Genomic DNA, 11,268 nt, shown 5'->3' with positions numbered 1-11,268 from the left:
TGTGGCCTCCATTGGAGGGATCGATCCGAACCTCTCCCCCCCTGTGCACTGTCTATGGGCCGCGATGTTCCGCCTTCGCTGCCCGTTTCTTTTTCAGGTCTGTGGCCCTTTTGGGTCTTCTGACCAGTTGGCTTGTTAACGCCTATGAAACATCATTAACCATTTACTTACCATGTTTTCAAATAGCTTATTTTTATGAGGTCATAGACGTTTCGTATTGTAATTTTTCTAGATGACGGTCCCTGAAGATGTAAAAATTACTCAGGGAATCTTGGTGTCCGTCCTTGTCAGGATATGCCGCAAGTCCTGACAGAGTTGTTCTCCTTTCGCTGTTACAACACTTCCTGTTGGCATGAAGACGATTTTAGGAAAAATTTAACTTTCAGGGATTTTTTCTGCGAGTTTTCAAAAGGCGGATGCAAAAATAGTCAATTCAAACAAGGGAATGAATTTTAGTTCCAAGATTGTCTTGGTAAATGTGGCAGGTGTGAAAGCGTGCCCGGATGCAACCTCGACCCGGATTTTCGTCGCCGGGGCGAGCGAAAGGGACCGGGTCCCGTTTCATGTCATGGAAAATGGGGATAAATCCGCCGGTCCGTCCGGCGTGTCCTGACCGACCGAAGGCAGGGCAGGCCGCGCGACGTTCCGGTAAACATCCGACAGATCAAGGACCTGCGACTGGCCACGAATGGAGGACCCGTTGGCCTGGAGGATTTCAAGCTCTGATCTTATCCCCAGGCAGTCGGTTTTTGGCGCATCCCGTGACATTGGACACTTGATTTCCATGGTGCCGCCTCGGTCGGCAGGGGCGGCTGTTTCAAGGCAGGAAAATCCGGTCTGCCCGAAGTAGAGGACAGTAAACGGGAAACATCGCCTTGCGCGCCTTTGCCGGCGCCGAATGAAAATGCCGGCCACCATGGGCCGGCATTCAACCTGGAAACCAGTGTTTGCGAGCTGCCTACAGCACACGGCCGGGGTTCAGCAGCCCCTTGGGATCGAACGCGGTCTTGATGCGTTGCATCAGGTCCAGCTCGATGTCCGATTTCACGTCCCTGAGCAGGTCCCGCTTGAGACGGCCGATGCCGTGTTCGGCCGAAATGCTGCCGCCGAAGTCCTGGACGATGCCGTGGACGATGGCATTCATCTCGTCCCACTTGGCGAGATAGGCTTCCTTGTCGGCGCCGACCGGCTGGCTGACATTGAAATGGATGTTGCCGTCTCCGATATGGCCGAACGGCACGGGCCGGCAACCGGGAACGAACGCCTCGACCGCGGCCATCGCCTTGTCGAGAAAATCCGGGATCGAGGCGACGGGCACGGAGACATCGTGCTTGATCGAGCCGCCTTCCGGTTTCTGCACTTCCGACATGCCGTGGCGGATGTGCCAGAAATCCTGGACCTGGCCGAGGTTCTGCGCGAAGGCGGCATCTTCCACCAGCTCGGCCTCGAAAGCTTCTCCGAGGATCCCTTCCAGGAGATCGCGGACGGGAAAGGCTTCCGAACCGCTCGACAGTTCCATCAGGACATACCAGGGATGCGGAGCTTCCAGCGGATCGCGTGCGCCCTCCAGGTGTTTCAGGCAGAACTCGACGCCGACCCTGGGCATGATTTCGAAGCCGGTCAGAACCGGCCCGGCCTGCGCCTTGGCCATGGTGAAAAGCTTCAGCGCCGCCTGCGGATTCGGCAGGCCGACAAAGGCCGCCTCCAGCTTCTTCGGCTTTGGGAAGAGTTTCAGCGAGGCGGCTGTAATGATCCCCAGGGTGCCCTCTCCGCCGATAAATAATTGTTTCAAATCATAACCGGTATTGTCCTTGCGAAGGGTTCTCAGACCGTTCCAGATCTCGCCTGTCGGGAGCACCACTTCCAGCCCCAGAACCAGGTCCCGGGTGTTGCCATAGGCCAGCACGGCAGTGCCGCCCGCATTGGTGGAGATGTTGCCGCCGATTTGGCAGGAGCCCTGGGCGCCGAGCGAAAGCGGGAACATGCGGTCGACCTTTTCGGCCTCGACATGAAGCGTCTCCAGCACCACGCCGGCTTCCGCCGTGAGGGTGAAGCCAACGGGATCCACGGCCCGGATCTTGTTGAGGCGGGACAGCGTCAACACGATTTCATCCCCGGTTTCCTGCGGAATTTGTCCGCCGACGAGACCGGTGTTGCCACCCTGTGGCACGATCTTCAGGCCGTGTTCATAGGCATAGGTCATGACCGCGCTGACCTCTTCCGTGCTGCCGGGGCGCAACACCATCGGCGTGACGCCCTGGTACAGATCGCGCCACTCGGTCAGGTAGGGAGCCTGGTCATCAGGGGTGGTCAGAACATTGGCTTCGCCGATCAACTCGGAGAAACGGTCGGCGTGGACAGAGCGCTCCATGAGCGGGGACCTCGTGAGGTTTGACAGTGAAAATCGGGCGTCAACATAGTGGCTCGATCCGGCCGCGTCGACGGTTCATTCCGTCGCCGTGTCACTTGAAGGAACACCCCCCTTGTGCCATAGGAAGCCAGCCCGCTCGGGCGGTAGTGGAATCCTTTTCGGAGATGACGATGGCGGAAACGCGCGGACTGATGAACGGCAAACGTGGCCTGATCATGGGCGTGGCAAACAACAAATCGATTGCCTGGGGTATTGCCAAAGCACTGGCCGACGCAGGAGCCGAACTGGCGCTCACCTATCAGGGAGATGCCCTGAAAAAACGCGTCGAACCTCTGGCCGATCAGCTTGGCGCTTTCGTCGCCGGACATTGCGACGTGACCGATGGCGCGTCCATCGACGCGGTGTTCAAGGCGCTGGAAGACAAATGGGGCAAGATCGACTTCCTCGTCCATGCCGTTGCCTTTTCCGACAAGTCCGAGTTGACGGGCCGCTTCGTCGAAACGAGCTCCGACAATTTCGCCCGGACGATGGACATCTCCTGCTACTCCCTTGTTGCCGTGACGCAGCGTGCCGAAAAGCTGATGAGCGACGGTGGTTCCATTCTCACGCTGACCTATTACGGCGCCGAGAAGGTCATGCCGCACTACAATGTCATGGGTGTCGCCAAGGCCGCCCTGGAAACCAGCGTGAAGTATCTCGCGATGGATCTGGGGCCGAAGAATATCCGCGTCAACGCGGTGTCCGCCGGCCCGATCAAGACGCTGGCCGCGTCCGGCATTGGCGATTTCCGCTATATCCTGAAGTGGAACGAGTACAATTCGCCGCTGCGCAGGACCGTGACGATCGAGGAAGTTGGCGACAGCGCCATGTTCCTGCTGTCCGACCTTGGCCGCGGCGTGACCGGCGAGATCCAGCATGTCGACTGCGGCTACAACATTGTCGGCATGAAGGCGGTCGACGCACCGGACATTTCGGTCGTCAAGGACTGACGAATTCTGCGGCCGGTCCCTGACCGGCCGTTTTCGTACTGAACGATCTCCGGTTGCCTCGGCTCCGGAGTTTTGTGTTTTTCAGGAATTCAATGACAAGATTGCAGAACATGGCGGATCCGGCCCTGTTGCCAAAGCTTCACGATCCCGAGCTGCTGATCTTCATCCGGCACGGCGAAACCGACTGGAACTTCGAAGGCCGCATGCAGGGGCAGCGGGACATTCCGCTCAATGCGACCGGGGAGGGGCAGGCGTCAGCCAATGGTGCACGCCTGAGGGCCTATCTGGAGCAACTGGCCATCGACCCATCAACGCTCGACTTCGTGTCTTCTCCGCTCGGGCGAACCCGGTCGACGATGGAATTGCTGCGCGCTGCGATGGGGCTTGATCGCGCGGGATACCGGCTCGAGGACCAGCTAAAGGAAATCACCTTCGGAGACTGGGAAGGGTTCACGCTGGAGGAACTGGCGGACGACGAGCAGGAACGCATCCTGCAGCGCCGCGCCGACAAGTGGGCCTTCGTCCCGCCCGGTGGCGAAAGTTATGAAATGCTGGCGGAACGGATCGGCGTCTGGTTGAAAACCGTCGACCGGCCTTCGGTCGTTGTCTCTCACGGCGGTGTCTTCCGGGTGCTTCGCGGCCTTCTGGAAGGGCGTGACAAGGTCTCCGTGCCCAGGCTCGACGTTCCCCAGGACAAGGTCTTCGTCTGGCGCGACGGGCAGTTCACGGTCGTCTGACAATCTTCCTTTGTGTGCGCCACGTCACAGTGGCGCGGGCGCAAGCTGCTACCCTTGATAGGCATGCCGGGCGCCCGGGGGCGGTCCGGTGGGCGGTGGGGTCCGTCAAACCACGACCCGGAGACGTCCAATGTCAGTCATTCCTGGAATCTGCCTGTGCGGAGCCCCCGGTATTCATATGTCCGGTAGCGATTCCGTCCTTTATTCCCTGCACGAGAGCGGGTTTGTCGACAGCAGTGTGCGGCGCCCGCCCGGAGAAGTCTTTCAGCAGGTCACCGGACGCGGCATTCATCAGCGCGTGACGCCGACCGGAAATCCAAACGCCTCCGTGCGGTCGCAATATCCCGCGGATATCATCGAATTCCATCTGAACGCTCCGATGGTTGGAGAGTATCTGGCGTCGCCGACAAATCTGCGTCGATGCACGGGATTCATGGCGTCGTCCCAGGCTTTCGGCAACGGCACGGGCGTGCCGCACAGACAGGGGCGGGGCCAGTACATGCTCGTGAACAAGACCCTCGCCGAACGCCTGTTGAGCTACACGGCAGGCGGAATCAAGTTGCCGAAGACCTCGAACGAGGATTTCATGGAGCAATGGGTGGGCTACCTGGACGAGATCCGGGACGACGATTCCGAAGTGCTGGCACGCCTTGAGCACATGACCGCCATCGTCCGTGGCAGCATGAACCATGTCGTTGTCGCGGTTCTGCATTTCCCGCGGTGAGCCGCCACTGCTACACAAAGAGTTGACGCGATCGCCGGCGACGATGCTGATCGGCGGCCGTTGCTCAGGCGTAGACCGCCAAACAGTTAGGACGAGACCCGTGTCAGCGGACGATTTTTACAGCGAACTGCCCAGCTTTTCCGATTTCAGCATGGTCGGCGTCCTGGACGAATACCGTCCCGTACCGGACGACTGGGTCGTTCTTGCCGCCGATATTGTCCGCTCCACCGATGCCGTTGCCGAAGGCCGCTACAAGGAGGTCAACATGGTCGGGGCCTCGGTGATCGCCGCGGTTCTGAACCGGGTCGGCCGCGACCGGGCGCCTTTTGTCTTCGGCGGTGACGGTGCCATGCTGGTGGTGCCTGCCCAGGATGTGCAGGCAGCCTGCGATGCTCTTGCCGGCGTCGTCGACCTGTCGCGCCAGGTCATGGAACTGGAACTGCGGGCGGCGGCCATCCCAGTGTCGTACCTGCGTGAACAGGGTGGCGACGTGCGCTTGCGCAAGTATCAGCTCAGTCCAGGCAATCACCTGGCGATGATCCTTGGGGACGGATTGGCAATCGCCGACAGGATCCTGAAGGATCCGAAGGAAGCCGCTGCTTTCGCCGTGTCCGTGGGAGACCCCGAATTGCCGCCGCTTGAGGGGCTGTCCTGCCGCTGGGAACCCCTTCCGGCGCGCGAAGGCCACATCGTGTCCCTGATCCTCAAGCCCGCCGGCCGCAAGACCCTGCCTGCGGTGATGGACGACATCGCTTCGAGGCTCGGCTACAATCCGCTTGCCGACGACAAGCGGTCTCGGCTGGCGGACAAGAGCCGTCTGCAATTCAGGTTTCCGCCGAGCGGCTTGCGCTACGAGGTGCTTCTGGGCGCTGCCCACAATCGGCTGCGCGGCTGGGCCAAATCGGTCATCGAGTGCGTGGTCTTCGTGGTTGCCAACAGCACCGGCTGGCGCATCGGTCCCTTCGATCCGAAACGGTATTTCGAGGAACTCAGTCTCAACACCGATCACCGCAAGATAGGCGACAGCCTGCAATTGGTCCTGGATCTGACACCGGAACAACTCTCGGCGGTGAAAACCCATCTGGAGGCCGCCTACGCGGCGGGAGAGCTGGTCTTTGGCATGCATGTGTCGGAAACCGCGCTGATGACCTGTTTCGTCGAGGACATCGGCAACAGCCGTCACATTCACTTCGTCGATGGTGCCGACGGTGGATTGTCGATGGCAGCGGCGGAATTCAAGGAAAGGCGGGCGTCTCTGGAGAACGCCGCCTCCGGTCACGCCTGAGCGATGATCGCACGAGGCCGGCCGGCGGCGACCCTGGGAAGTGCGAAATCCTGGTTCAGGACCTGGGCGGCAAGCTGGTCTTGGGGGACCGCTTTCGAGATCAGGAAACCCTGGATCACGTCGCAGCCGTTGCGCGCGAGCCAGTTCCGCTCACCCTCGGTTTCGACCCCTTCGGCGAGCACGCTGATGTCAAGGCTCTTGGCGAGATTGATGAGGGCGCTGGTGAATTTCTGAAGATCCGGGTTCGAGTCGACGCCGGAAATGAAACTGCGGTCGATTTTCACCCGGTCCACCTTCAGGTCCCGCAGGCTTGAAATGCTGGAATGGCCGGTGCCGAAGTCGTCGAGTTCGATGAAGAATCCGAGCTCCGACAGGCGGGTGATGTTTTCCTTGATCGGGGCGGCCGTGATCTCGTCGATCATGACCGCTTCCAGGATTTCGAGGCTGACCTGCGAGGGCTGAAGGCCCATTGCCTTGACTTGCTGATGAAGAGCATCAACGGCCGCCGCGCTGGTCAGCAGGCTGGCCGAGACGTTGAGGCCAAGATGGATCGGCTGCCGGCTCTTTCCTCTCAGCCCCGCCGCGAAGGTCAGCGCCTGCTTGCGCACGGTCGACTCGATCAGTTCCATGTAGCCCGCCTCGACGGCGGCAGGCAGGAAACTGCCCGGATAGTGGACCTTGTCATTGTCGATCCAGCGCACCAGGGCTTCGGCGCCAACCACTTCACCCGTATGGATGTCCACCTGAGGCTGGTACCAGGCAACAATGTCCCCGTCCTGAAGGGCCCTCAGCAGTTCCTTGGCGATTTCACCATGCGCCTCGAACGTTGCGCGCATCTCCGAATTGAACAGGTCGTGATGCCCGGGGCCTTTCTGCTTGGCGGACCGCAGCGCGAGGGCGACATCCGTGAGGATCTGATCCGTTGCCCGCACGCCGGTCTTCGAGACAAGGAGACCGGCATTGCAGTCAACGGTCGTCTTCTGGCCGTCGATAATCCGCTCCTTGCCGAGCTCATGAATGAGCTTGTCGGCAAACTGCTGGAACTGTTCGGTTTTCCGCAGACCGGTCCGCAAGAGCGTGAATTCGGTTCCACCCGTGCGGCTGAGAAAGTCGTCCGGCTCGGCCAGAAAGGTCAATTGCTGCGCGACGGTCCGCAGAAGCGAATCGCCGCTGCTGTCGCCGTAGGTGTCATTGATCTTCTTGAAATGCCGCAGGTCGATGACCATCAATCCCGTTTTTGTATCGGGCGAGGGCTCCGGGAGCGCGCGTATCGTGTTCAAGAGCGCACGGCGGTTGGGCAAGCCGGTCAGCGGGTCATGGAAGCCGAGGTCTTCAATCTCCTGCTGCGTGCGCGTTGCGAGTGCACGGCTCAGGGCAATCGCGATCGCGAAGGCGGCAACGATGACCAGACCGCCGAAGAGACCGGCAAACATCACGTCCAGGAGCGTTTTCCTGCGTTGAAGCTGAAGGTCTCCGTTCAGGTAGTCGAGGCTGGCCTGCCACAGAACGAACGTGGCGTTCACCAGAGCCGGATGGGCTTCGATCACCGGTGCCGCGTTCACGTCCTCGCCGGTTTTGGCCAGGATGGTCGAGGAAAGCAGTTTGCTGCCATGCGACTGGAAGATGAAATTCGCCTTCCGGAAAGCCTGCGCCTTGCTCTGGAGGCTCGCGGCGCCCTGGCCCGTCAGGTTGTCGAGATGTTCGGCCGTTCTGAGGGCGGCGCCGTCCGCCGAGACCTTGAATTTGCCGCCCTGGACCGGGATCAGCATTTTTTCCCAGACGTTGATGGTCGGTCTTTTGACGAGCTTGCGCGCGTTGTCGACCATTTTCGAGGATTCGATGATGACCGAAAACAGCATCGAATTGACGAGATGCGGGAGCGTGGAACTCTCATACGAGACCGACATGTCCAGCTGCGCGAGCCGGGATATCATGGTGCTGAGTTCCTGGGCATAGCCGAGCGAGGTCTTGACATCCGGTTCGTTGAGAAAGATGTCGAAACGGCTGGTCAGCCTTTCAGCCTGCGTGGCTCCGCCGAAACCGACAAGCTCTTCGCGAAGCTTTTCGGTGTCCTGTACCAGTTCTCCCGAGACGGCCTTTTCCTGGACAAGCGGACCCAGCGACTGGATCAACTGCAGGCCCGTGAGGCTGCGGTCGATCGCGTTGACGTCCTCGAATTTGTTGTAGAACCACAACGAGGCGAACAGGAGGCTGGGCACCAATAGAAAGACGATCAGTCCTGTCAGCCAACCGCGAATACGCACTTACAAGCCTCTTCGATTACCCCGCCTGACGTTTGTAGTAATGATAGAGGTTTAAGGATTGGCAAATTTGGAGTGGTATTCTGTCCCTAATGAAGGGCAAATTTAAAAATATGCCGAAAATTGAACAAGTTCACGAGCTGGTGAAGAACTTGCGCGGGTTTTTCTTTCGCGGCTCCAAGACAAGCCGGAGGCCGTTCGCTGTAGTGTCGAATCTGCCTCCTGCAGTAGCTTCCGGACTTGAGCTTGCGGGCCCAATGGCGTATCGCTCGGCTCCTGTCAGTCCCCGTTCAAGCCGTGGAAGCCGTTCATGTCGCATAACAGTTTTGGTCATCTGTTCAAGGTTACGACCTGGGGGGAAAGCCACGGACCGGCCATCGGTTGCGTGGTCGACGGATGTCCGCCGCTGATCCCGTTGACCGAAGCCGATATCCAGGGGTTCATGGACAAGCGCCGGCCGGGACAGTCCAAATACACCACGCAACGGCGCGAGCCCGATCAGGTGAAGATCCTGTCCGGCGTCATGGTCGATGACGACGGCGTGCAAAAGACCACCGGCACGCCCATTTCCCTGATGGTGGAGAACACCGACCAGCGCTCGAAGGACTATTCGGACATCAAGGACCGGTTCCGCCCGGGCCATGCGGATTTCACCTACAATGCCAAATACGGCATTCGCGACTATCGCGGTGGCGGACGCTCATCCGCGCGTGAAACCGCCATGCGCGTGGCTGCCGGGGCCGTGGCACGCAGGGTCCTGCAGGGTGTGACCATCCGTGCGGCGCTCGTTCAGGTCGGTCCGCACAAGATCGCCCGTGAGAACTGGGACTGGGCGGAAGTCGACAACAACCCGTTTTTCTCGCCCGATGCCGAGGCCGCAGCCTTCTGGGCGGATTATCTCGACGGCGTGCGCAAGGCGGGCTCTTCCGTCGGGGCCGTTGTCGAGGTTGTCGCCGAAGGTGTTCCGGCAGGCTGGGGCGCCCCTATCTATGGCAAGCTCGACACGGACATTTCGGCGGCGATGATGTCGATCAACGCGGTCAAGGGCGTGGAGATCGGCAACGGGTTCGAGGCAGCCAGCCTCACCGGCGAAGACAATGCCGATGAGATCCGCATCGACGATGTCGGCCAGCCGGTGTTCCTGACCAACCATGCGGGCGGCGTTCTCGGAGGCATTTCCAACGGCGATCCGCTGGTGGCCCGCTTCGCGGTCAAGCCGACGTCCTCGATCCTGACGGAACGCAAGTCGATTACCCGTCAGGGCGAAGAGGTCGATGTCATGACCAAGGGGCGGCACGACCCCTGTGTCGGCATTCGCGCGGTGCCGGTGGGCGAGGCCATGATGGCCTGCGTGCTCGCGGACCACTTCCTGCGCCATCGCGGCCAGGTCGGCTGACACCGGGCCGGCGGAAAGGGGGCCGGCGACACATCTTGTTACAATTTCCGAGGTCCTTTGCCCATGGACCTTGCTCGTCATGATCCTAGTTTCGATTGCAGCACGTCTGCGTGCCTATCAGGGAGTGATGACATGAACGAGATGACACCGGTGCGCCGCATGACGGCAAAAGACTTTCCGCAGGAATTGCTCGATCTTTATGACTATTACGCACATGGCAAGATCACCAAGCGCGAGTTCCTGAACGGCGCCGCCAGGTTCACTGTCGCAGGTGTGACGGCGGCCATGCTGCTGGACCAGCTGTCGCCCGACTACGCGCTTGCCCAGCAGGTTGCTCCGGACGATGCAGACATCGTCACCGAGCGCATCACCTATCCGTCCCCGAACGGCCATGGCGAGGTCAACGCTTACCTGGTCAGGCCCACCGGCGCGACGGGCAAGCTGGCTTCGGTGCTGGTGGTTCACGAGAACCGCGGCCTCAACCCGTATATCGAGGATGTCGCCCGCCGCCTCGGCAAGGCAGGGTTCATGGCGCTCGCACCGGACGGTCTGACCTCTGTCGGCGGCTATCCGGGCACGGATGACGAGGGCCGCGAACTGCAGCGCACGGTCGACCGGGAAAAGCTGCTCAACGATTTCTTCGCAGGCTTCGAGTTTCTGCTCAATCACGAAGGCAGCACCGGCAAGGTCGGCGCGGTCGGTTTCTGCTACGGCGGCGGTGTCGTCAACGCCATCGCGGTCGCCTATCCGGAACTGGCGGCGGGTGTGCCCTTCTATGGCCGCCAGGCGGACGCCGCCGACGTGCCGAAGATCCAGGCGCCGCTCATGCTGCAATATGCCGAGCTGGACGAGCGCATCAACGCCGGCTGGCCGGCCTATGAAGAAGCGCTGAAAGCCAATGGCAAGGACTACGTCGCCCACATGTATCCGGGCGTGAACCACGGCTTCCACAACGACACCACGCCGCGTTACGACGAGGCGGCCGCCAAGCTTGCCGAAGAGCGCACGGTGGAGTTCTTCAAGGAACATCTGATGTAGGCGTTCGCAAATCCCAAGGGGGCGCCGCAAACACATCCTTGTTCGTCATTGCCGGACTTGATCCGGCAATCCATGCCGTGACCTCGCACAGTCCAGAGGCCTTGCAACTGGATACGGAACGGCATGGATCCCATGGTCAAGCCCACTGCTGTCCGGTTAAGCAGGAACCTCTGACCACAATCAGGCTATGCCGCTTGTTCCAGTCTCCCCCCCCGGAGGGGGAGATGTCTCCGATAGGAGACAGAGGGGGGGCTCAACCTCTCGGCAAACAAGGCCTTTTTCGAATTCGCGGAACCGCTGCGCCCCCCTCTGTCCGGTTCCCGGACATCTCCCCCTCCAGGGGGGAGAGGGGCGCAAGCGGCAAGACGCTACGTGTCCCGGATCGGAAAAAGCGGAAATATCGACAATGAATCAATGACCTGTTGAACATGGACCGAGTTAAACCGGGCAGCAGTGGGTCAAGCCTG

Annotated in this window: 8 protein-coding genes; 6 read left to right on the top strand and 2 right to left on the bottom strand. The window is 60.5% G+C overall.

Annotated elements, in window-relative coordinates; all coding sequences use genetic code 11:
* Window positions 1-958: 958 nt before the first annotated feature.
* Window positions 959-2,371, bottom strand: a complete 1,413-nt coding sequence (locus tag O6760_RS30650) for an FAD-binding oxidoreductase (RefSeq protein ID WP_269583443.1) — start codon at window positions 2,369-2,371, stop codon at window positions 959-961.
* A gap of 170 nt (window positions 2,372-2,541) precedes the next feature.
* Between O6760_RS30650 and fabI the strand changes: the two genes are divergently transcribed.
* The 4 genes from fabI (at window position 2,542) to O6760_RS30630 (ending at window position 6,106) form a co-directional block, all read left to right on the top strand.
* A complete protein-coding gene (fabI, locus tag O6760_RS30645; protein ID WP_269583442.1) occupies window positions 2,542-3,360 on the top strand; it encodes an enoyl-ACP reductase FabI in 819 nt (272 codons plus the stop codon).
* A 92-nt stretch (window positions 3,361-3,452) separates the two neighbouring features.
* A complete protein-coding gene (locus O6760_RS30640) occupies window positions 3,453-4,097 on the top strand; it encodes a histidine phosphatase family protein (RefSeq protein WP_269583441.1) in 645 nt (214 codons plus the stop codon).
* Between the two features lie 178 nt (window positions 4,098-4,275).
* Entirely contained in the window at window positions 4,276-4,821 is a 546-nt protein-coding gene (locus tag O6760_RS30635; protein WP_269583440.1) for a hypothetical protein, read from the top strand.
* Window positions 4,822-4,921: 100 nt separating this feature from the next.
* A complete protein-coding gene (locus O6760_RS30630; protein ID WP_269583439.1) occupies window positions 4,922-6,106 on the top strand; it encodes a DUF3095 family protein in 1,185 nt (394 codons plus the stop codon).
* Here O6760_RS30630 and O6760_RS30625 read toward each other — a convergent pair.
* Complete coding sequence (locus tag O6760_RS30625; protein WP_269583438.1) at window positions 6,097-8,370, bottom strand: putative bifunctional diguanylate cyclase/phosphodiesterase; 2,274 nt, start codon at window positions 8,368-8,370, stop codon at window positions 6,097-6,099. The genes O6760_RS30630 and O6760_RS30625 overlap by 10 nt on opposite strands.
* A gap of 307 nt (window positions 8,371-8,677) precedes the next feature.
* Here O6760_RS30625 and aroC point away from each other — a divergent pair, with 307 nt between their 5' ends.
* Window positions 8,678-9,763 carry a chorismate synthase gene (gene aroC / locus O6760_RS30620; RefSeq protein WP_269583437.1) on the top strand — a complete coding sequence of 362 codons (1,086 nt, stop codon included), beginning with the start codon at window positions 8,678-8,680 and terminating at the stop codon, window positions 9,761-9,763.
* Window positions 9,764-9,913: 150 nt separating this feature from the next.
* Window positions 9,914-10,801 (top strand): YghX family hydrolase, encoded by an 888-nt coding sequence (yghX, locus tag O6760_RS30615; RefSeq protein ID WP_269586386.1) that lies wholly within the window; start codon window positions 9,914-9,916, stop codon window positions 10,799-10,801.
* Window positions 10,802-11,268: the final 467 nt, after the last annotated feature.

The sequence above is a fragment of the Roseibium sp. Sym1 genome (assembly GCF_027359675.1).
GTDB lineage: Bacteria > Pseudomonadota > Alphaproteobacteria > Rhizobiales > Stappiaceae > Roseibium.
Note: the sequence above shows the minus strand (reverse complement) of the source record. Positions and strands in the feature narration are given on the sequence as shown.

Excerpts from the sequence above, each read along its gene's own strand:
- O6760_RS30650 (WP_269583443.1), bottom strand. The coding sequence starts at position 2,371 with ATGGAGCGCTCTGTCCACGCCGACCGTTTCTCCGAGTTGATCGGCGAA.
- fabI (WP_269583442.1), top strand. The coding sequence starts at position 2,542 with ATGGCGGAAACGCGCGGACTGATGAACGGCAAACGTGGCCTGATCATG.
- O6760_RS30640 (WP_269583441.1), top strand. The coding sequence starts at position 3,453 with ATGACAAGATTGCAGAACATGGCGGATCCGGCCCTGTTGCCAAAGCTT.
- O6760_RS30635 (WP_269583440.1), top strand. The coding sequence starts at position 4,276 with ATGTCCGGTAGCGATTCCGTCCTTTATTCCCTGCACGAGAGCGGGTTT.
- aroC (WP_269583437.1), top strand. The coding sequence starts at position 8,678 with ATGTCGCATAACAGTTTTGGTCATCTGTTCAAGGTTACGACCTGGGGG.